This window comes from Actinomadura sp. WMMA1423 (assembly GCF_006547145.1).
Taxonomy (GTDB): domain Bacteria; phylum Actinomycetota; class Actinomycetes; order Streptosporangiales; family Streptosporangiaceae; genus Spirillospora.
This window is the reverse complement of the sequence record NZ_CP041244.1, coordinates 8,755,453-8,775,318: the sequence shown is the minus strand read 5'-3', so window position 1 is coordinate 8,775,318 and position 19,866 is coordinate 8,755,453. Positions and strand designations below refer to the sequence as shown.

The window sequence follows — 19,866 nt, the reverse complement described above, 5'->3', positions numbered from 1 at the left end:
TCAGCGCGGGGTGACGTGGGCGGCGCCACCGACGATCCCCTCCAGCTTCCTGGTGTACTCGGCGGCGGCCTGGTCCGGGGTCCTGCCCGACACCACGCTCGCGGTGGCCTCCTGCAAGGCCGTCGAGACCTGCGGGTAGGCCGAGAGCCCCGGACGGTAGGACGTGACGGGCAGCACCTTCTCCGACACGAACGTCAGGAACGGGTCGCCCGCGAGGATCTCCTTGTTCACGTCCGTCCTGGACGTGATCTCGGGGGTGCCCGCCGTCCGCGCCTTGACCATCTCCGGGGAGTTCATGAAGGCCAGCAGCTCGAATGCCTGCTGCGGGTACTTCGTGTTCGGGTTGAGGACGGTCACCGCGCCGCCCGACATGCTCACGAACGACTGCCCGCGCAGGCCGCGCCCCGGGGAGACGGCGGGGATCAGCGCGTAGCCGACGTCCTGGTCGCGGGTCTTCATCTTCGCGACGCCCGTCTTCGGGTTGAGGACGTCCCGCCAGAAGTAGTCGCCCTCGAACAGGATCCCGATCTTGCCGGCCGCGAACTCCTCGAACGACTTGTCGCGCCCCTTGGCCTCCTGCTGGAGCTTGGGGTCGCCGAGGCCCTCGCGGCCGTAGACCTGCGCGTACAGGCCGAGGACCTGCTTGAGCGCCTGGCCGCCGCCCGCCCACTTGCCGTCCGCGTAGACCTCGGCGCCGGCCCCGGCGAGCAGCGGGAGCGCGCCCTGCATGCTCGTGGCCTCGCCCATCGCGGTGCCCGCGTTCAGCTGGATCGGCGTCACGCCGGAGATCCTCTTCAGGGCGCGCCCCGCCGTGAGGATGTCCTCCCAGCTCTTCGGCTGCCAGTCGCCGGGCAGGCCCGCCTGGGCGAAGAGCTTCTTGTTGAAGAAGATGACGCGGCCGTCGGTCGCGGGCGGGACGCCGTAGCGCCGGTCCTCGAACATCGCCAGCCGTTGGACCGCTCCAGGGATCTGCGACCAGCCGTCCCACGCGTCAGCGGGGGCGCCGACGGCCTCCGACAGCGGCTGGAGGTAGCCGGCCTGGGCGAACTCACCCACCCAGATGCCGTCGATGTCCATGATGTCGGCGCCCGAGCGCGACTTCAGGTCGAGCGCCAGCTTCGTCTTGTACGCCTCGTCGTCCACGCCCTGCCCGCGGAACGTCACCTTCGCGGTGACGCCCTTGGCCTTCTGCGCCGCGACGAACTTCGGGATCATCGTCCTGGCGATCCACTCGGCCTCTTCGGTGTTCTTGCCGCCCTCGATGGCGTTGCGGGTGATCGTCAGGGAGAAGCTCTTGGCGTCCTTGCCCCGGTCGGGGTCGGTCGGGGACCCGCCGCCGCAGCCGGCGAGCGCCGCGCCCGCCAGCACGAGCGCGGCCGCCGCGCCGATCCGCCTCCTGGAGAAGTCCCTACTGGAGAAGACCATGGGTGACCTCCTACAAGCGTCACCACATAACGTGACCGAAGAAATCGATCACGTAAAGACTCCGGAGATCGTTTTCTTGGTTCAGGGGTCCATCAGCTCGGCGGACCGTGCCGTGAACGCCTCCATCGCCTTCGCGGTGATGGGGCCGGGGGCCGCCGGGAGCACCGTTCCGTCCACGGCCCGGATCGGCTGGACGTCGCGGGTCGTGGAGGTCAGGAACGCCTCGTCCGCTCGGTAGAGGTCGTCGAGCGCGACGTCCTCCTCCTCGCCGCCGCACCACTCCAGCGTCAGCGCGCGCGTCACCCCGGCCAGGCAGCCGGACGACAGCGGCGGCGTCACCAGCCGTCCGCCGAGCACGACGAAGATGTTGCTCCCCGTCCCCTCGCACAGGTTCCCGGCGAGGTTGCCGAAGATCGCCTCGCCGCCGCCGCGCTCCTGGGCGTAGGCGAGCGCCAGGGCGTTCTCCGCGTAGGACGTGGTCTTGAGGCCCGACAGCGCGCCCCGCTCGTTGCGCGGCCACGGCACGACCGTCACGTCCGCCGCGGGCGGGAACGGGTCCTGCGGGCCGACGATGATCGACACCGTCGGGCCCTGGTCGCCGCGCGCCGAGCCGAGCGGGCCCGGACCGCTCGTGTAGGTGATGCGGATGCGGGCCAGCGGCCACCTCGGGGCGGCGGCGAGCACCTCCAGGGTCCCCTGCGCGAGCGCGTCGTGGTCGGGCTCGGGCAGGCCGAGGCCGGCCGCCGAACGGGCCAGCCGGCGCAGATGCCGGGTCAGCGCGAACGGCTCCCCGTTCGTCGCCTTCACGGTCTCGAAGATCCCGTCCCCGACGAGCATGCCGTGGTCGAAGACCGACACCGTCGCCCGCTCAGGGTCGAGCAGTTCCCCGTTCAGCCAGATCCTGGCCCGCTCCGTCACCTGCCGCCACCTCCAAAAGCCGAGCCGCCTTCAGCTCGGTCTCGCGCCACTCGCGGTGTGGGTCGGACCCCCAGGTGATGCCGGCGCCGGTACCGAACCGCAGGAGGCCGTCCTCCGCCCAGAAGGTCCGGATGCCCACGGCGAGGGCGCCGCGCCGGGAGTCCGCGTCCACCCAGCCGATGGCCCCACAGTACGGCCCCCGGGGGACGGGTTCGAGCCCTTCCAGCAGGCTCAGGGCGCTCGACTTCGGGGCGCCCGTCACCGAACCGGGAGGAAACGTCGCGGCGATCAGCTCCGGCCAGCCGCCCCCCGCGAGCCGCGCCCGCACGGTCGACACCAGGTGGACGAGCCCCGGATGCTCCTCCAGCGCGCACAGCTCCGGCACGCTCATCGAACCGGTCTCCGCGACACGTCCGAGGTCGTTGCGGACCAGGTCGACGATCATGACGTTCTCGGCGCGGTCCTTGGGCAGGAGGTCGTCCGCCGTCCTGCCGGTGCCCTTGATCGGACGGGACTCGACGATCCGGCCGTCCCGCCGCAGGTACAGCTCCGGCGACGCGGAGGCGACCTCCAGGCCCGGCAGCTTGAGCGTCATCGCGTGGGGCGCGGGATGCCGCTTCGCCAGCCTCGACCCCAGACCGGCGATGTCGGAGCCGGGGAGCAGTTCGGCGGAGAGCACGCGGCAGAGATTGGCCTGGTAGACGACACCGTCCGCTATCGCGTCACGGATGCGCTCCACGCCCGCCACGTAGGCGGCCTCGTCCAGAGAACTCGTCCACTCCCCCGGCCCGGCCCACGCGCCCCCCGGATGCGGCGCGGGCCTCACCGTCTCGAACCTCGCGCATGTGGCCTCGCCCTCATAGGTCACCACGACCGCCCACCAGCCGCGCGAATCCAGCGCCGCCAGGTCGGAGGTCACATCCGCGAGACCGGTGGCCAGCAGGCCCCCGGCATAGGCGAAGCTCACCCCAGCACGCACCCGAACGAGTCGGCCAGGCCCGCCAGCCCGGCGTCGGTCACCACCAGCGCCCGCCGCGTGGAGCCCCGCTCGAACCAGCCGAGCTCGATCATCCGGCTCGTCAGCGCCGCACCCAGCGCACCGTTCAGATGCGGGCGGCGCTCCGTCCAGTCGAGGCAGTGCCACGCGAACCTGCGCCGCGACCCCCGCAGCTCCTCCAGATCCAGACCCAGGCCCTGCAGCCGCTCCTCGCCCTTCTCCGTCACCTCGTAGGCGTCGCCCTCGGCCGCCTCGATCAGGCCGCCGTCCAGCAGCGCGGCGAACAGCGTCACTCCGGCGATTCCGGCGAGATGGTCGTAGCACGTGCGCGCCTCGTGCAGCCGCCGCGCGTCCCGGGACTGCCGCAGGCTGTTCACCCGCACCGGCGGGCTGATCCGCGACAGCGCCTCGATCACCTGCGCGACCTCGCTCCCCCGCAACCGGTAGTACCGGTGCCGCCCCTGCTGGACGACCGTCACGAACCCGCCGTCCAGCAGCCGCGCCAGATGCGCGCTCGCCGTCTGGGCGCTCACCCCCGCCGTCCTCGCCAGCTCCCCCGCCGCGAGCGGGCGCCCGTCCAGCAGCGCCGTCAGCATCGCGGCCCGCGCCCGGTCCGCCAGCAGAGCCGCGACCGGCGCGAAGTCCACACTCACGACCTGTTCCGAGCCCATGGCACCGAGCCTAGGCGACCCACCCTTCGACCAGCGTCGAAGCGACCGCCCCCCGCCCGGCGGGGAAACCGGTTCGCGGAACCGCCACGGACGCGCTAATCTTTTCCACGTCGCCGCAGGGCGCAAGCGGAAGTGGCTCAGGGGTAGAGCATCACCTTGCCAAGGTGAGGGTCGCGGGTTCAAATCCCGTCTTCCGCTCTGAGGGGCCTTTCAGGCTATGACCCAGAAGGTCTCCTTCTGGTGGAGTGGCCGAGAGGCGAGGCAACGGCCTGCAAAGCCGTGTACACGGGTTCAAATCCCGTCTCCACCTCAACCCCGTACCTCCCCCCGGAGGGCACGGACTAGGGCGATTAGCTCAGTGGGAGAGCGCTACCTTGACACGGTAGAGGCCACTGGTTCAATCCCAGTATCGCCCACGAGTCGGGCCACCATGGTCGGCGCCTTTGGCGCCTTCCCCGGTGGCCCGCAGTGCTTTCCTGGGGGGCGACCCCCAGACCCCCGATGTGGGGGACTCCGTCCCCCACGCAGCGGGTCGGCATGCTCAGTGAGCCTTTGGCTCACTCTCGCCGAGGCCCGCAACGCTCTTCTGGGGGGCGACCCCCAGACCCCGATGTGGGGGACTCCGTCCCCCACGCAGCGGGTCGGCATGCTCAGTGAGCCTTTGGCTCACTCTCGCCGAGGCCCGCAACGCTCTTCTGGGGGGCGACCCCCAGACCCCGATGTGGGGGACTCCGTCCCCCACGCAGCGGGTCGGCATGCTCAGTGAGCCTTTGGCTCACTCTCGCGGAGGCCCGCAGTGCTTTTCTGGGGGCGACCCCCAGACCCCCGATGTGGGGGACTCCGTCCCCCACGCCCCCTGCGTGCGGGGCTCGGTTGAGTGCGCATCCTTAAGCCATCGGTCGGCTCTGGTTCATACCTTCGAGTCCGGGCTGTTCAGTCAGCCTCCCGCCGTGGTCGATCCTCCTTGGGCCATCGGGCGGTCGGTCCCGCCGCCGTGGCAGCTCCCCTTCTTGCGACGTCTTTCTGGCGGCACGCCTCAGGTTCTTTGGGCATGGGGGGCTGCCTCTTATGCGCGCCTGCATGGGACAAGCCCCTGCAAGCCAACGTGAACTGGTAGCCCCCTGATCGGCGCGCGGGGCTTCGGGCAGAGGGCGGTGGTGGCGTTCGCTCGGCCGTGTTTCTTGATCGGCATCGGGGCGCTGCCAGGGCCGTGAGCTGGGCTCTTGACGATAGGCAGGTGTTTACCTGCATAATGGGGGGGTGGACGATGATCCGGGAGTGATGGACGCGGTTTTCAAGGCGTTGGCGGACCCCACGCGGCGGCTTCTGCTCGATCGGTTGCGGGAGCAGAACGGGCAGACGTTGCGGGAGTTGTGCGAGCGGCTGAACATGGCGCGGCAGTCGGCTACGCAGCATCTCGACGTGCTGGTGGGGGCCGGGCTCGTGACCGTCGTGCGGCGGGGGCGGGAGCGGCTCCACTATCTCAACCCGGCGCCGATCCACGAGATCGAGGAGCGCTGGATCTCCGGGTTCGACAGGCCGCGCCTGCGAGCACTCAGCGCCATCAGGGACCGAGCAGAGGAGTACGCCATGACCGTCGAGACCACGACCGTGCCGACCTACGTCTATGTCACCTACATCCGCGCCGGAGCGGAGCAGGTGTGGAAGGCCCTGACCGACGCGGACCTGACGGCGCGTTACTGGGGGCACGCCAACGTCTCGGACTGGCAGCCGGGGTCGGCCTGGGAGCACCAGCGCACGGACGGGTCAGGGGCGGTCGACGTCGTCGGGCGGGTGCTCGCGGCCGAGCCGCCGACGCGGCTGGTCGTCACCTTCGAGGACCCCGGCGCCGAGCCCGCCGAGGACCCGTCGGTCGTCACCTTCCTCGTCGAGCCGCACCAGGACATCGTCCGGCTCACCGTGACCCACGAGAAGCTCACCGACGCGGAGATGCTCGACGGCGTCTCGCAGGGATGGCCGGCCGTCCTGGCGAACCTCAAGTCGCTGCTGGAGACCGGTGACGTCCTGCCGGAGGCGCTGTGGGAGTTCTCCGGCAGGCCCGCCTGAAGCTACGGGGCGGTGCCGGCGCGGGAGTGGGTGCCGAGGACGTGGGCGAACAGGGCCGGGGCCCTGGTGCCGCCCACGGTGTCCGGGAGGACCTCGGGGGTCAGCGTCCATTCCGCGCCGACCCACGAGTCGGCGATGGAGCCCTCGCTCGAAGGCAGGTCGTTGCAGGACTGCCGGAGGCGCATGGCGCGCACCGACTCGGCCGCGGGCGTGTCGGTCTCCACCAGGATCACCGGGACGCCGACCAGCGGGCCGTCCTCGACCAGGCGCAGGAGGTGGTGCGACTCCTCGCCGTCGAGCGCGGCGCCCGCGTCGAGGACGACGACCAGCCGCAGCGGGGGGCCGGCGGCCGGTCCGTCGTCGCCTCCGATCCGGCGCAGGTCGACCAGGTCGAGGAGGCGGCGCATCCGCTGGGCGGCCCCCGCGCCGATCGCCACGCCGCCGCCGAGCAGGCGGGACGTGGTGGCCTGGTCGAACCCGTGCAGCCAGCCGGCGCCCGACAGGCCCGCGGCGTCGATCACCTCTAGCCCGGCGACGCCCGGCGGGACGGCCGCCAGGAACCGCGTCACCAGCGACCAGGCGTAGGCGGCCGAGTCTCCCGGCATGGTGCCCTGCGAGATCCACACGGCGCGCCGCCACGGCAGCCGCAGGACGAGCGGCACCCGCAGGTCGGGCAGCTCCGCGGTGGACAGGCGGCCGAGCAGCACGCCCTCGGCCAGGTCGGCGCGGGGCTGCCAGGTCAGCCAGGACGGCGCGTCGAAAGGCGCGACCTCCGGGGTGACCTGGGGCTCCACCCGGGCGAGCTCGTCGCGGAGCTGTGCGGCGTCGTCGCGGAGCCGCTGATGGGCGGCGTCCATGAGCCGCTGGAAGCCGCCGGGCGGCTTGCGTCCGGCGATCTCCTCGTTGCGCAGGACGAGCGCGTGCTCGGTGGACGAGTGGAACGCCGCCATCGACCGGCTCGCGTCCTCCCAGACGAGCCAGCAGCGCTCGACGTAGCCGACCTCCGAGGTGGGTGGCGGTGCCGGAGGACGCGAGCTCGCCGGGGGCGGGCTCGCGGGAGGCGGTACCAGCGGGGGCGGGCCCGCCTGCTGCGGGGGCGGGCCGACGGCGGGGGCGGGCTCGGGTTCGCCCGGGTCGTCGACCTCGATGCCGTGCGCCTCGAGCAGCTCGGCAAGGCCGCCGGCGTAGCCCTGGCCGACGGCCCGCACCTTCCAGCGGCCGTCGCGGCGGTAGAGCTCGAGCCCGATGATGGCCCTCTCCGGACCGAGCCCCGGGACGGTGAACTCGACGAGCGGGTCGCCGGTGCCGGTGGTGAGGTCGAGCCGGGGCGCCGGCATGGTGCCGAAGGTGGTCGCGCCGGTCAGGCTGACCGCGATCAGCACCGCCGCGGCGTCGGCGTCGACCGCGTCGAGGTCGACCTCGACGCGCTGGCGGCCGTCGCCGGACCAGCGCACGCCCGGGACCTCGGGCGCGTTGTAGAACACCAGGTCGGCGTCGGAGCGCGCCCGCAGGCCGGGCCCGACCAGCAGGGCGCTGACGTCGACGGGGACGGCGCAGGACGCGGTGGCGACGACGCGCCTGACCGGCAGCGCGGCGTTCGCGCCGGGCGAGAGTGCGGCCATCGGCGGTCAGGCGAGACCGATGATCGTCGGCAGCATGTCCTGGAAGGTGCGGCCGTGGCACGGCTCGCCGATCGCGTTCATCTTCCAGGCGTCGCCGTGCCGGTAGAGGCGGGCCATCACCATGGCGGTGTGGGCGCCGCCGCCGGTCAGCGTGTAGCGGGCCAGCTCGCCGCCGTCGATCTCGTTGACCAGGCGGCAGAAGGCGTTCTCGACCTCGTTGAACGTCTGCCCGTTGAAGGAGCTCACGGTGAACACCAGCGAGGTGACGTGCACGGGCAGCCTGGCGAGGTCGACGATGACCGACTCGTCGTCGCCGTCGCCCGCCCCGGTGAGGTTGTCGCCGGTGTGCCGGACCGAGCCGTCGTCGCTGACGAGCTTGCCGAAGTAGACGACGTCGGCGAGGTTCCCGTCGGCGAACAGGACGCAGGACGCGTCGAGGTCGATCTCCCGTTCCCGGGAGCCGAAGAAGCCCTTCTTCTTCACCGCGTCCCAACCGAGGCCCATCCGGACCATGCTGAGCGCACCGCCCGGCTTCTCCAGCGAAATCCGCTGGCCTTTCACCATTGAGACGGTCACTGCCGTCGCCTCCTCGCTGTCCCTGAAGGCACCCCGAACACGGTGCGCGCTCAGCCTTTCAGCCGATCCGCTCGTTGTCATCCGAATCGGGGCTCAGGTGTCGCAGGCGATGCCGTCGCCGTCACGGTCGAGGTCGTAGATGTCGCTGCCCACGACGCGGACGGGGCCGGCCACGTAACCGGGGCCGTCGCCGCTGCCGCCCGCGCAGTCGACGTCGCTCGCGATCGGCACGCAGGCGCCGGTGTAGTTGGGGTCGCACCGCCGCGCCCGCTTCGTGCCCACGGCGACGACGCGGGTGACCGCGCGCTTGGTGACCACCGTGCGAATCAGTTTCCGGTCCGTCTCGACGCCATTGGTGAGAGTGACCTCATAGGTGAGGGTCTTGAGCCCGGCGGCCCCGCGAGTGCGTACCTTGGTCGCGCCTTTGGCGAGGGCCGCGTCGTTCACCTTTCTCGTCCTGAACGGGATCTTCCGTGTTCTCGTGACCGTGCGTTTCGTCGTCGTGGGGGTGGCCTCCGCGACCGTGCTCGCGCTGGTGGACGGCGACGCGCTCGCCGCGGCCTTCGACGGGCGCGCCGCGGCCGGGGCGCCCTCCGCCCCGCAGGCGCCGAGCGGCACGAGCGCGGCGGAGGCCAGCACAACGAGAATGGATCGCTTCATGAATTTCCCCCATACGTAGGGGAAAATCGTGCTTCTGACCGTTAATCCGCGTCAATGACACGGTCGAAGAATCCCGGGCCGGATCCGGCCCGGGATTCTTCGACGCGGCTGTCAACCGATCTCGGCGCCGAAGACCTGGAGGGCCTCGGTGACGGGCTGGAAGAAGGTGACGCCGCCGGTCTGGCAGTCGCCCGAGCCGCCGGAGGTGAGGCCGAGTGCGGTGCTCCCGGCGAAGAGGGGGCCGCCGCTGTCGCCCGGCTCCGCGCACACCGTCGTCTGGATCATGCCGGTCACGGTGCCCTCGGCGAAGTTCACGGTGGCGTTCGTGGCGGTGACGCTGCCGGAGTGGACGCCGGTCGTGCTGCCGCTGCGGAACACGCGCTGGCCGACCACGGCGTCGCCGGCCTCGGTGATCTGCTGCGCCTGGCCGTTGTAGAGGTTGACGGCGCTCTGGCCCTCGGCGCCCTGCTCGGTCTGGACGAGCGCGAAGTCGTTGCCGGGGAAGTCGCTCTCCACGGTGGTGCCGAGGGCCTCGGCGCCCTGCTGGTCCGCGGCCCAGTTCTGGATCTCGTTGCCGCAGTGCCCGGCGGTGACGAAGAAGTCCTGCTGGGCGCGCTTGACGTTGAAGCCGAGCGAGCAGCGCGCGCCCTGGCCGAAGATGGCGTCGCCGCCGAGGGCGAACGTCCGCAGCCTGCCCGGGATGCGGACCATCCGGACCGCCGCCCCCATCCGGCCGGTGGTGCGCCGGACGGCCGCCATCCGCGTGCCGGTGACCGTGTCGTCGGTCCACACCGTGACCTTGGACGTCGCGGGATCGACGGCCCAGCCGGTGCCGGGGATGTCCGCGACCGCGCGCTGCAGCGCGCCGGTCATCCGCCTGAGCGTCGCCGGGCTCCGCTGCGTCATCTTCGGGACCGCGCCGGCCGCGCGCACGGCGGCGGCGTCGGTGGCGTTGGTGACCGTGACGACGGGGCGTCCCGAGGAGTCGACGTAGGCGCCGGTCGTGCGGTCGCCGAGCCGGCCCGCGATCCTGGCGGCCCTCGCGGCGGCCTGCCCGGTGGCGGGTGCGGCGGTCCTGCGGCCCGCCTGGGAGTCGCCCGCGAGCCTGGCCTCCTGCCCGCCGGACCGTCCCTCGGCGTGCACGACGTACAGCGAGCCGGCCAGGAGGCCGGCGGATCCGGCCGCCACCGCGGTCGTGGTGACCGCGGTGCGCAGCCGACTGTTCCTCACGCTCTTCCGGCGCCTCATGAACCCTCCCGGTTCCGGGGTGTCGATCTACGCGTGGGGGTACGCGCCCCGGCGGGAGGGAGTTCAACGCGGTTCGTTGGGAAATGCCGCCGGGCCGGGGGGCGGGACCGCTCCCCCGGCCCGGCGGTGTCATCTCGGCCTGCGGGCCGGTGCCGGTTCAGCCGGTCAGGCGGACGGCGCCGCTCGCGGTGCCTCCCTTCGCGGCCTCGAAGGCGACGGTGAGGGTGCCGGTCGCGCCCGGCACGGTCACGGTGGTGAGCCCGGCCCTGCGGATCTCGACCTCCTTGGTGCCGAGGAGCCTGCCGTCCCACACGTGGACGTGCGCGGTTCCGGGTCCCGTCGCGAGCAGCCGGACGGTGGTCGAGCCGCCGGAGACCGAGGGGCGCCCGACGATCCTCGCGGTGTCCGAGCGGGGGGCCGCCGGGCCCGCGGCCAGCGGGACGCCCGTGCGCACCGCCTGGATGATCGACTCAGGGGCGTTCACCGACCGCGTCGCGTCGGTCGGCATGACCGGCGGCGGGGGCGTGGTCGGCATCCCGGCCGGCGGGGTGTGGCCGGGCAGGGACACCAGGCCCCACCGGTACGGGTCGCCCTGGACGCCGCCCCAGGTCGACCAGCCGATCCGGGTCTGGCCGGTCTTGTCCTGGGTGTCGGAGTCGTAGACGAAGACGTTCAGGCCCATGCGCCGCGGGTCCACCGCGGTCGGCAGCGCCGTGAACGGGATCTCCGCCTCGATGACGTACCCGTCGTAGGGGTCGGCGACCGTGGAGGCCACGCGCATTCCGGGCGCGGTCTCCTCCCCCGGGCCCTGGTGCGCGTCCGCGTCGCGCTCGAAGCACGGCTTCCCGTCCGACATCTTCGGGAAGATCCCGGTCTTGAACGTGGTGGAGGTGTTCTCGGAGTCCCCGCGCGGGTCGATCCCGATCTCGACCGAGTCGGTGCGCCAGTGCCGCTTGCAGTCGTCGGCGCCGAGCACCGTGCCCTGCTTGTCGTCGCGGACCTTGACCAGCACGTGCAGCGCCTTGTCGGTCCAGGTGACCTTGCCGGTGGCCGAGCAGTCGTCGGCGGACTCGCACGCCGAGCCCTCCCAGCGCCGGGACAGGTTCAGCTCGGGCCCCGGGTACTCGCCGGGCGACTCCTTGCCGTCGACCGCCGGCGCGGCCGCGGCCTTCGGGAGTTCGGCCGTGGGGACCAGTTCCAGGGCCCCCTTCTGGACGTCGGCCTCGCCGGAGGAGGAGGTGGTGGTGATGGTCAGGTCGTAGTCGCCGTCGGTGCCGCCCTCGTTGGAGGTGGGCAGCGACTTGTCGGTGTTGGTGACGGTGAAGACGGCCGAGCCGGTCTTGCCCGCGTCGAGGGTGTAGGGCTTGGACGCGGCGTCGGCGGTGAAGCCCGCCGCCAGGTCCAGCTTGACCGTGCCGGTCTGCGCCGACGCGCTCGTGTTGGACAGGTCCACGCGCACCTGCCGGGACGCGCCGGACGCCAGCGTGAGCACCCGCTTCACCTGCCCGGTCAGGGCCGGGACACCCGTCCTGTCCGCCCAGGTGTCGAAGTCCGACACGCGGGGCAGCGGCTCCAGGACGCCGGTCACGGCGGGCCTGACCTCGACCGCCGTGGCCGTCTGGCCCTTCGCGGCCCCCGCGGACAGTGTCGCCGCGATTTGCGCGCGGCCCGCCTTGACGCCGGCCGGAGGCGTGACGGTGAAGGTCGCGGTGCGCTCGCCCTTGCCGACCGTCCCGAGGTCACCGGAGCCTGTCACGTTCCAACCGGCCGGGACCGCGAGCGTCGCCTTCGCCGCCCGCAGCCGCTTCGGCGAGCTCGCGTGCGCGGTCACCTTGAAGGGGCGCCCGGCGGTGATGCCGAACGCGTCCGTCGTCAGCGAGAACCGGCTGCCGAGCGGGAGGCCGCCCTTCGCGGGCAGCAGCGCGCCCTCCAGCATCGCGGTCGGGTCGGTGTTGCCGAGCGTGAACGGGACCCGGCTGTGGATCTGCCGGTAGTAGTCGCAACCGATCTGGGCCGGATCGGAGGGCACGTCCGGGAACCCGCCCCAGCCCTGGCTGACATAAGTCCGCTGGGCCTCGCGCTCGACCTGCGCCCACGACTTGCCGCCGTTGCGTGCGGACGCTCGGCCTCCCCACACCCCGTAGGTGACCGCCGCCGCGGCGGACGGCGTCCCCTGGGCGGCGCACCCGGAGCCGGCCGGCCCGGACGCTCCGCCGGTCTGGAAGAGGCGTCCCGGCGCCCAGGTGCCCAGCCCCTCGCGGCTCAGCTGCGCGGGGTAGGACTTCGGGTCGGCGGCGGCGAAGTAGGCCTCCGTCGCGAGGCGGGCGGCCTGCTGGTGGTTGCCGTGCTGGCCCGGCAGCGGCGCGGGGACCATGGTGACGATCACCTTCGGCCGCGTCTCGCGGACGAGCCGGACGACCTTCTCCAGGGTCTTGTCGTGGTCCCAGGTCTCGGCGGTGAGCGGCGTGCTCACCGTGTAGTAGAAGTCGACCTTGTCCAGGTAGTGGATGTCGGTGACGCCGGCCTTGCCGACGGCGCGGCGCTCCTCGTTCTCGCGGAGCAGCCCGAGCGCCGGGCCCTCCTCGGTGCCGGAGGCGTTGCCGCCGCCCTCGCCGCGGGTGACGGTGAGGACGCCGACCTTCGCCTTGTCGAACTCGTTCCACTGGCCGAGGGTCGACAGCGCGCCGGCCTCGTCGTCGGGGTGCGCCCCGACGAACAGGACGTCGAGCCGGCCGTCGGACGAATCGGTGCCGCCGGGGCCGGCCGCCTGTGCGGGCGGGGCCGTGAAGGCGACGGACATGGCCGCGAGCGCGGCGGACAGGACTGCGGGTAGGGCGAGTCTTCGCATGAACTCTCCTGTTCTTTCCCTACTCCTTGACGGCCCCCGAGAGCATTCCTGCGATGAACTGGCGCTGCAGGAAGACATAGACGATCACGATGGGCGCGGCGATGATCAGCGCGCCCGCCATGAGCAGTGAGTAGTCGGTCTTGTGGGTGCCCTGGAAGAAGGACAGCCCGAGCGGTGCGGTGCGCAGCCCCTCGTCGGAGTTGACGATCACCAGCGGGAGCAGGAACTCGTTCCAGGTCCACATGGTGGTGAGCAGCAGCATGGTGAGGATGGCCGGGCGGCCGACCGGCACGAGCACGCGCCACAGCGTCGTCCAGCTGGACGCGCCGTCGATGCGCGCCGCCTCCAGCAGCGACCGCGGGACGCTGCGGAAGTAGGCGCGCATCCAGAACGTGCCGAAGGCCACCGACATGGCCACCTGCGGGAGGATGAGCCCGGCGTAGGTGTTGTCGAGCCCGGCCGAGCGCAGGTCGAAGTACAGCGGGACGACGATGGCCTCGGTCGGGATGGTCAGCCCGGCGACGAACAGCAGGAACAGCGCGCCGGAGCCGCGGAAGCGCATGGTGCCGAGCGCGTACCCCGCCATGATCGACAGGACCGCGGCCGCGACGACGGTGACGGCGGTGACGATGACGCTGTTGCGCAGGTACGTGGCGAAATGCCCCTCGCGCCAGGCGGTGCCGAAGGTGGACACGTCCGCGTGCGGCAGCTGGAGCGCCTGCGCGACGACCCCGATCATGGGGAAGATCGCGATGACCGCGAAGAGGACGAGGATCGCGTGGTTGACGAACCGTTCCGCCCGGACGTTCATGCGTCCTTCCCTTCCACGAGCCGCCGGACGCCCGCCGTGACGGCGAACGCCAGCACCGCCAGCGTGACGCCGATCGCGCAGCCGAGGCCGACCTCACCGGTGTTGAACGTGCGGTTGTAGACCTCGTAGGCGGGGACCTTCGTCGCGTCGCCCGGCCCGCCCGACGTGGCCATGTAGATGAGGTCGAAGTTGCGGATCGCCATGATGGTGGTCAGCGTGAGCGCCACCGCCAGCTCGCGCCGCAGGCCCGGCAGGGTGACGGCGAGGAACTCGCGGACGGCCCCGGCGCCGTCGATCCGGGCGGCCTCGTACAGCTCCCGCGGGATCTTCTGCACCCCGGCGAGGAACAGCACCATCGCCAGGCCGATGCCGACCCACGTCCCGACGACCCCGATCGCGGGCAGCGCGAAGGTGAAGTCGCCCAGCCAGCCGTGGCGCCAGTCCGGGAGGCCGAGGGCGTGCAGCCAGCCGAGGACGGTGTTGACCGGCCCGTCGGCCGAGTACACCCACCGCCACGCCACGGCCACCGCGACCATCGCGACGACCTGCGGCAGGAACAGCACGGTCCGGAAGAAGGTCAGTCCGCGGATCTTCGTCCGCGACATGGCGCCGACCAGCACGAACGCGATGCAGCACGGCAGCACGGAGTAGAACACGATGAGGACGAGCAGGTGCCCGAAGGCGCCGCGCAGCGTGGGGTCCGACCAGGTGGCGGTGTAGTTGGAGAAGCCCGCCCACGTCGCCTCGCCCAGGCCGTCCCAGTGGTAGAGGGAGAACTGCGCCCCCCGCGCCAGCGGCCACAGCAGGAACGCGCCGTAGACCGCCAGGGCGGGCAGGGCGTACAGCCAGCCGATCCGGCCGGGCTCCCCGGGATGGCCGGAGGCGGCCCGGCCCCGCGGCCGTGCCGCGGTACCGGACGCGTCATGCCCGGACTTCGAGGTCTTTCGCCGCGCGACGGTCGTCATGTGCGGGCTCCTTGGGTCGTGCGTCCCGGCGCCGCCCCGCCTCCGGCCGCGCCGCGGGTGAGGCGCGGCCGGGGGCGTGCGGGCCCGATCCCTACTTCTTCTTCTGGAAGGCGGTGTAGTCGTCCTGCGCCGCCTTCATGACCTCGTCGGCGGGCTTGCGCCCGGCGACGAGCTCCTGGAGCGGCCCGCCGAACGCGTCGGCGAAGGTCGGCGTCGCGTAGTCGATGTACGGGGTGATGCCGTCGTTCTTGCTCAGCTCGGCCCACGCCGTCGACACCTCCTTCAGCAGCGGCTCGGCCGGCTGCTTGGAGGGCGCCGCGAGCGCCGGGAGGTTGCCGGTCTCGACGGAGACGTCCATCGCCTCGGGGGAGGTGATGAAGTTGATGTAGGCGGCCGCGACGTCCGGGTTCTTGCTCTTGCCGGTGATGGACCAGGGCAGGCTCTCGCCGCCCATCGTCGCCGTCGGCGAGCCGGCCTGCGCCGCGGGCGGCAGCATGAAGCCGACCTTGTCCTTCATCTTGTCGTTCAGCTCGGACGCCCACCACGTCCCGCCGAACATGAACACGCCGTCGCCCTTGGCGAAGTTCACGGGGGTGTCGTCCCACTTGACGGCGTTGGCGTCCTTGGTGAGGTAGCCCTTCTTCGACCAGTCGGCGAGCTTCTGCGCCGCCTGGACGTTCGAGGCGTCGGTCCAGGAGCCGCCGCTGCCGAACACGAGCTTGCGGACGGCCTCCTTGTCGGTCACGCCGTCCTGGAGGATGCCGTAGAGCTGCATCGCGGGCAGCTTCTCCAGGTTGCCGAACGCGATCGGGACCTCGCCCTTGCCCTTGGCCGTGGCGAGCGCCTGGTCGAACTCGGCCCAGGTCTTCGGCGGCTGGACGCCGAGCTTGGCGAGCTTCTCCTTGTTGTAGTAGAGGCCGACGATCTCACCGTTCAGCGAGACCCCGTACAGGTTGCCGGACCCGATGAGCTTGCCGTCCTTGGTGACGCTGTTCAGGTCCGTCAGGCCCTTGGGATAGCGCTTGCGCCACCCGTAGACCTGGTCGTAGGAGTCGAGCGGGAGGAGCATCCCGGCCTTGACGTACTGCGCCATGGACCCGTAGCCCTGGTTGGCCTCGACGACGTCGGGAGGGTTGCTCCCCGACAGCGCGAGCCGGAGTGTCTTCTGCAGGTCGCTGAACGACCGCGACACCCGGTTGATCTTCACGTTGGGGTACTTGGCCTGGAACCGCTTGTTCAGTTCCTCGATCTGCTTCTTCTGCCCGCCCTGGACCTCCTGGTCCCAGACGGTGAGGGTCACGTTCCCGGCCTTGGCCACGTCGGTGTTCACCGCGGCGGGCGCCTTGCTCTCCGGCTCGTCGCCGGACGAGCCCGGTGCGCACGCGGCGGCGAGCACGGTCGCGAGGGCCGCGACCGCCGCGGCCGCCCCTCGCCTCGTCGATGTCGGCATTCCTGCGGCTCCCTTTTCGTTCCCTGGACTGCTGTGATCGCGCCGGTCGGGGCGGCGCTAGTGGTCGGCCCGGAGGGTGGGCTCGGCCCTGACGACGGTGTCGGTCGCCGAGTCGGGGATGAAGTCCACGACGAAGGCGTACGGCTCGAGGACGGACTCGGGCACCTCGCCGGACTCGCCGAACGCGGCGATCTCCCCCCAGCACGGCGCGCCGAGCGATCCGCTGCGGTGCCGGACCGAAAGGCCCGCGCACAGGTTGGCGAACCGCAGCCGCTCCAGGAGCGGAAGGCCGGCGAGCGTGCCGAACAGGAACCCGGCGCCGAACACGTCGCCTGCGCCGGTCGCGTCGAGCGGCCGCACCGGCAGCGCGTCGGTCTCGGCGACCTCCCCCGTCGCGGAGTCGATCGCGATGGCGCCCGCGCCGCCCCGCTTCACGACGACGACGGGGACCCGCTCGGACAGGACGCGGGCCGCGTCCTCCGGCGTGGTGGTGCGGGTGTAGGCCATGGCCTCCACCGCGTTCGGCAGGAACACGTCCACGTGCTCCAGCCGGTCGAGGACCTCGCTGGACCACGTCTCGGTGGCGTCCCAGCCGATGTCGGCGAACACCGTGGCGCCCGACCGCCGCATCTCCTTCGCCCAGCCCGGCACCGGATGCTCGATGTCGATGAAGCAGGCGCGCGCGGCCGGCGGCGGGGAGCCGAGCACCGCCTCCGCGTCGCCCGTCTCACCCGGATCGAGGTCCGGCAGGGGCCTGGCGTAGGTGACCATGCTGCGGTCGGAGTCGTAGGCCAGCGACACCGTGACCGGCGTCGGCCAGCTCTTGATCCGGCGGGAGTGCCCGAGGTCGATGCCCTCCTGCTCGGCGAGCGTCCGCCACAGGTAGGAGCCGAACATGTCGTCCCCGAACGGGGCCGCGAGCCCGACCCGCAGGCCGAGCCGGCTCATCGCCACCGCGATGTTGGCGGCGCCGCCGGGCGCCGAGCCGAGGCCCTCGGTGAACACCTCGGTGCCGGGCGGCGGCAGCCCCGGCAGCCCGGTGAAGATCATGTCCATGAAGACCTGGCCGCTGAGGAAGACGTCCAGTTCCGCCGGGCCCGGGAGGTCGCCGCCGCGCAGCAGCTCGCCGGCCGGGACGCGCTCGCGGCAGGGGTCGGCCATGGACGGCTCGGGCGGCTGCCCGGGGGCCGCGGCCCCGCCCGGCCCCGGGTGCTCCACCGGCGGGGCGCCGTCCAGGGTTTCCACTCTCATGACGACTCCTCACGGGTGAAGACGGCGGCGACCTCGGGGATCCGGTCGATGTAGCCGTCGAGCAGCTGCCGGCCGATCCGCGCCGAGTCGACCAGGGGGTGCAGGGCGAAGGCCTTGGCGGCCTCGGTGCGCGAGCCGGTCACGGCCGCGCCGACGGTGAGCCGCTCGACGGCCTTGACCTGCTGCATCAGCCCGGCCTGATGCAGGTCGGGCTGGTCGAGCGGGAGGGGGTGGACGCCGGTGGCGTCGACGGTGACGGGCACCTCGACGACCGCGTCCGGGGGCAGCGCGGCGACGGTCTCCCCGTTCCGCACGTTGAGGATCATGGTGGCGGGCTCGTCGCGGCTGATCGCGGCCATCACGTTCAGCGCGACCCTCGCGTAGCCCTCGTCGGCCGGGTCGATCCCGGAGTGGCCCTCGACCGCCTCGCCGGTGGGCGCGCCCTTCATCTCGGCCATGTAGCTGGCGCTGCGCGAGGCGACGGTCTCGCGCCACAGGTCCATGGCCGCGCCGCCGGAGGCCGCCGCGATCCGCTCGTAGAACGCCTCCTGCTGCTTGAGCAGGAACTCGCCGCGCGTCTGCGGCGCGTCGAGGGTGGCGCGGACCGCCTCGCGGTTGAAGTAGTAGTAGTACAGGTACTCGTTGGGGATCAGGCCGAGGTCGCGCAGCCACTCGCGGCCGAAGACCACGCCCTCCTCCAGGCTCCCGAGCAGGTCGTCGTCGGCGAGCAGGCGGGGAAGGACGTCCACGCCGTCGTGCAGGACGCGGCGCATCCAGCCGAGGTGGTTCAGGCCGACGTAGTCCATCTGGACGCGGTCCGGGTCCAGGCCGAGCGCGGCGGCGACCCGCATGCCGAGGCCCGAGGGGGTGTCGCAGATGCCGAGCACCCGGTCGCCGAGCACCCCCTGCATCGCCTCGGTGATCATCCCGGCGGGGTTGGTGAAGTTGATGACGTAGGCGCCCGGCGCCAGGGCCTTCACGCGATGCGCGATGTCGAGCATCACGGGGATGGTGCGCAGCCCGTAGGCGATCCCGCCGGGACCGGTGGTCTCCTGGCCCAGGACGTTCAGGTCCAGCGCGACGCGCTCGTCGCAGACCCGGCCCCGGAGGCCGCCCACCCGTACCGCGGCGAAGACGAAGTCGGCGCCTTCCAGCGCCTCGTCGAGCCCCGTGCTGGTGAACACGCGGGGGGCGTCCTCGGCGCCGCCCGCGAGCGCCGCGAGGACCTCGGCCATTCCCGCCAGGCGGCCTGCGTCGGAGTCCTGGAGCCAGACCTCCTCGATGCGCGGGGAGCCGGGGTCGCGCAGCAGGGCCTGGTACACGTACGGCACCCGGAACCCGCCCCCGCCGAGAATGGCCAGCTTCATGCGATGTACACCTTCCCGCCCGCCTCCCGGCAGACCTCCAGAGTCCGGGGGTCGGCCCCCGCCGTCGTGACCAGAGCGTCGATCCGGTCGAGTGAGCACACCCGCAGCGAGCCGGTGCCGGGGAACTTGGCCTCGGAGGCGACCAGCACCACCCGGTCCGCCGAGTCCAGCATCGCCTGCTTGATCGGGGTCTCGACCTCCATGTCGTCCATGACGTGGCCGTCCGGCCGCACCCCGGTGCAGCTCAGGAACACCAGGTCGGCGCGGACCTGGCGGAGCGCGGTCTCGGTGAGCGAGCCGACGAGCGAGAGGTAGTTGCGCCGCAGGACGCCGCCGAGCAGGCACAGCCGGACGGCGTCGTCGTCGCGCAGCTCGTCCAGCACGGCCAGGTTCGCGGTGATGACGGTGACGGGCCGGCCCCGCAGGTGCCGGGCGAGGAGCCGCGTGCTGGTGCCGATGTCGAGGACCACGACCATGTCGTCCTCGACCAGCGCCGCCGCACGCTCGGCCACCGCCGCCTTCTCGGCGCTGTCGTGCTCGGCCGACGCCGCGAAGGAGATCTCCGGGGCGGCCGGGCGCGGGGACAGCGCCGCTCCCCCGTAGGTGCGCAGCAGCTCGCCGTTGCGGTCGAGCACGTCGAGGTCGCGGCGGATCGTGGACTCGCTGACCTGAAGCGTCTCGGCCAGTTCCCGGACCGAGGCGGCCCCCTTGGCGCGCAGGGAGGACACGATCTGCGCCCGTCGCATGCTCGATGTCACGCGGTGGAACGTAACACCCCTGCTCGACATCCGTCATCACCCTGGCGGAAACCTGCTCGAAGTACGTCATTCGCTTCGCTGACGTGCGCGGATCCAGTCAGGACGGCGGTTGAGTCAGCACCAGCTGTCGAGGCTTCGGAACGTTCCACAAGCGTCGGGGCCGGAGAGGGCCGCGGCGGCGCGGACGCTGTCAGGACGCGAGGTCAGACCGGCGGGCGGACGGTCCCTCCGC

Annotated in this window: 16 protein-coding genes and 3 tRNA genes; 4 read left to right on the top strand and 15 right to left on the bottom strand. The window is 72.2% G+C overall.

Going from position 1 to position 19,866, the window contains the following annotated elements; all coding sequences use genetic code 11:
• From FKD65_RS40445 to FKD65_RS40430, 4 genes are all read right to left on the bottom strand, one after another.
• Nucleotides 1-1,425: an extracellular solute-binding protein gene (locus tag FKD65_RS40445; RefSeq protein WP_141584911.1), complete on the bottom strand. Its 1,425-nt coding sequence runs from the start codon at nucleotides 1,423-1,425 to the stop codon at nucleotides 1-3.
• A gap of 81 nt (nucleotides 1,426-1,506) precedes the next feature.
• Nucleotides 1,507-2,343 carry an aminotransferase class IV gene (locus tag FKD65_RS40440; protein WP_240809845.1) on the bottom strand — a complete coding sequence of 279 codons (837 nt, stop codon included), beginning with the start codon at nucleotides 2,341-2,343 and terminating at the stop codon, nucleotides 1,507-1,509.
• Complete coding sequence (locus FKD65_RS40435) at nucleotides 2,294-3,310, bottom strand: chorismate-binding protein (protein ID WP_240809844.1); 1,017 nt, start codon at nucleotides 3,308-3,310, stop codon at nucleotides 2,294-2,296. The genes FKD65_RS40440 and FKD65_RS40435 overlap by 50 nt, the downstream gene beginning before the upstream one ends.
• Nucleotides 3,307-4,011, bottom strand: coding sequence for a helix-turn-helix transcriptional regulator (locus FKD65_RS40430; protein ID WP_141584907.1), 705 nt, complete (start codon nucleotides 4,009-4,011; stop codon nucleotides 3,307-3,309). Before FKD65_RS40430 ends, FKD65_RS40435 begins: the two co-directional genes overlap by 4 nt.
• 126 nt (nucleotides 4,012-4,137) lie before the next feature.
• Here FKD65_RS40430 and FKD65_RS40425 point away from each other — a divergent pair.
• From FKD65_RS40425 to FKD65_RS40410, 4 genes are all read left to right on the top strand, one after another.
• Nucleotides 4,138-4,209: transfer RNA gene (locus FKD65_RS40425), tRNA-Gly, on the top strand.
• A 41-nt stretch (nucleotides 4,210-4,250) separates the two neighbouring features.
• Nucleotides 4,251-4,321: transfer RNA gene (locus tag FKD65_RS40420), tRNA-Cys, on the top strand.
• Nucleotides 4,322-4,355: 34 nt separating this feature from the next.
• Nucleotides 4,356-4,427 (top strand) — tRNA-Val (locus FKD65_RS40415).
• Nucleotides 4,428-5,271: 844 nt separating this feature from the next.
• Complete coding sequence (locus FKD65_RS40410) at nucleotides 5,272-6,078, top strand: metalloregulator ArsR/SmtB family transcription factor (protein WP_240809843.1); 807 nt, start codon at nucleotides 5,272-5,274, stop codon at nucleotides 6,076-6,078.
• A gap of 2 nt (nucleotides 6,079-6,080) precedes the next feature.
• Here the strand turns inward: FKD65_RS40410 and FKD65_RS40405 are convergent, their stop codons facing one another.
• The 11 genes from FKD65_RS40405 to FKD65_RS40355 form a co-directional block, all read right to left on the bottom strand.
• Nucleotides 6,081-7,700 (bottom strand): TerD family protein, encoded by a 1,620-nt coding sequence (locus tag FKD65_RS40405; protein ID WP_141584905.1) that lies wholly within the window; start codon nucleotides 7,698-7,700, stop codon nucleotides 6,081-6,083.
• 6 nt (nucleotides 7,701-7,706) lie between these two features.
• On the bottom strand, nucleotides 7,707-8,276 hold the full coding sequence (locus tag FKD65_RS40400) for a TerD family protein (RefSeq protein ID WP_141584903.1): 570 nt from the start codon (nucleotides 8,274-8,276) through the stop codon (nucleotides 7,707-7,709).
• A gap of 93 nt (nucleotides 8,277-8,369) precedes the next feature.
• Nucleotides 8,370-8,936: a G5 domain-containing protein gene (locus FKD65_RS40395; RefSeq protein WP_205718440.1), complete on the bottom strand. Its 567-nt coding sequence runs from the start codon at nucleotides 8,934-8,936 to the stop codon at nucleotides 8,370-8,372.
• Between the two features lie 111 nt (nucleotides 8,937-9,047).
• Entirely contained in the window at nucleotides 9,048-10,166 is a 1,119-nt protein-coding gene (locus FKD65_RS40390) for a S1 family peptidase (protein ID WP_205718439.1), read from the bottom strand.
• Nucleotides 10,167-10,341: 175 nt separating this feature from the next.
• Nucleotides 10,342-13,032, bottom strand: a complete 2,691-nt coding sequence (locus tag FKD65_RS40385) for a sugar-binding protein (RefSeq protein WP_168221340.1) — start codon at nucleotides 13,030-13,032, stop codon at nucleotides 10,342-10,344.
• A gap of 19 nt (nucleotides 13,033-13,051) precedes the next feature.
• Complete coding sequence (locus FKD65_RS40380) at nucleotides 13,052-13,843, bottom strand: carbohydrate ABC transporter permease (RefSeq protein WP_141584896.1); 792 nt, start codon at nucleotides 13,841-13,843, stop codon at nucleotides 13,052-13,054.
• A complete protein-coding gene (locus tag FKD65_RS40375; RefSeq protein ID WP_141584894.1) occupies nucleotides 13,840-14,808 on the bottom strand; it encodes a carbohydrate ABC transporter permease in 969 nt (322 codons plus the stop codon). Before FKD65_RS40375 ends, FKD65_RS40380 begins: the two co-directional genes overlap by 4 nt.
• A 91-nt stretch (nucleotides 14,809-14,899) precedes the next feature.
• Complete coding sequence (locus FKD65_RS40370; protein WP_141584892.1) at nucleotides 14,900-16,258, bottom strand: extracellular solute-binding protein; 1,359 nt, start codon at nucleotides 16,256-16,258, stop codon at nucleotides 14,900-14,902.
• A gap of 57 nt (nucleotides 16,259-16,315) precedes the next feature.
• Entirely contained in the window at nucleotides 16,316-17,509 is a 1,194-nt protein-coding gene (locus tag FKD65_RS40365) for a carbohydrate kinase family protein (protein ID WP_240809842.1), read from the bottom strand.
• A complete protein-coding gene (locus FKD65_RS40360; protein WP_141584890.1) occupies nucleotides 17,506-18,876 on the bottom strand; it encodes a 6-phospho-beta-glucosidase in 1,371 nt (456 codons plus the stop codon). Before FKD65_RS40360 ends, FKD65_RS40365 begins: the two co-directional genes overlap by 4 nt.
• Nucleotides 18,873-19,634: a DeoR/GlpR family DNA-binding transcription regulator gene (locus tag FKD65_RS40355; RefSeq protein ID WP_205718438.1), complete on the bottom strand. Its 762-nt coding sequence runs from the start codon at nucleotides 19,632-19,634 to the stop codon at nucleotides 18,873-18,875. Before FKD65_RS40355 ends, FKD65_RS40360 begins: the two co-directional genes overlap by 4 nt.
• Nucleotides 19,635-19,866 lie beyond the last annotated feature (232 nt).

Coding starts and splice junctions, on each gene's coding strand:
- FKD65_RS40445 (WP_141584911.1), bottom strand. CDS start 1,425: ATGGTCTTCTCCAGTAGGGACTTCTCCAGGAGGCGGATCGGCGCGGCG.
- FKD65_RS40430 (WP_141584907.1), bottom strand. CDS start 4,011: ATGGGCTCGGAACAGGTCGTGAGTGTGGACTTCGCGCCGGTCGCGGCT.
- FKD65_RS40405 (WP_141584905.1), bottom strand. CDS start 7,700: ATGGCCGCACTCTCGCCCGGCGCGAACGCCGCGCTGCCGGTCAGGCGC.
- FKD65_RS40395 (WP_205718440.1), bottom strand. CDS start 8,936: ATGAAGCGATCCATTCTCGTTGTGCTGGCCTCCGCCGCGCTCGTGCCG.
- FKD65_RS40385 (WP_168221340.1), bottom strand. CDS start 13,032: ATGCGAAGACTCGCCCTACCCGCAGTCCTGTCCGCCGCGCTCGCGGCC.
- FKD65_RS40380 (WP_141584896.1), bottom strand. CDS start 13,843: ATGAACGTCCGGGCGGAACGGTTCGTCAACCACGCGATCCTCGTCCTC.
- FKD65_RS40375 (WP_141584894.1), bottom strand. CDS start 14,808: ATGACGACCGTCGCGCGGCGAAAGACCTCGAAGTCCGGGCATGACGCG.
- FKD65_RS40370 (WP_141584892.1), bottom strand. CDS start 16,258: ATGCCGACATCGACGAGGCGAGGGGCGGCCGCGGCGGTCGCGGCCCTC.
- FKD65_RS40365 (WP_240809842.1), bottom strand. CDS start 17,509: ATGAGAGTGGAAACCCTGGACGGCGCCCCGCCGGTGGAGCACCCGGGG.
- FKD65_RS40360 (WP_141584890.1), bottom strand. CDS start 18,876: ATGAAGCTGGCCATTCTCGGCGGGGGCGGGTTCCGGGTGCCGTACGTG.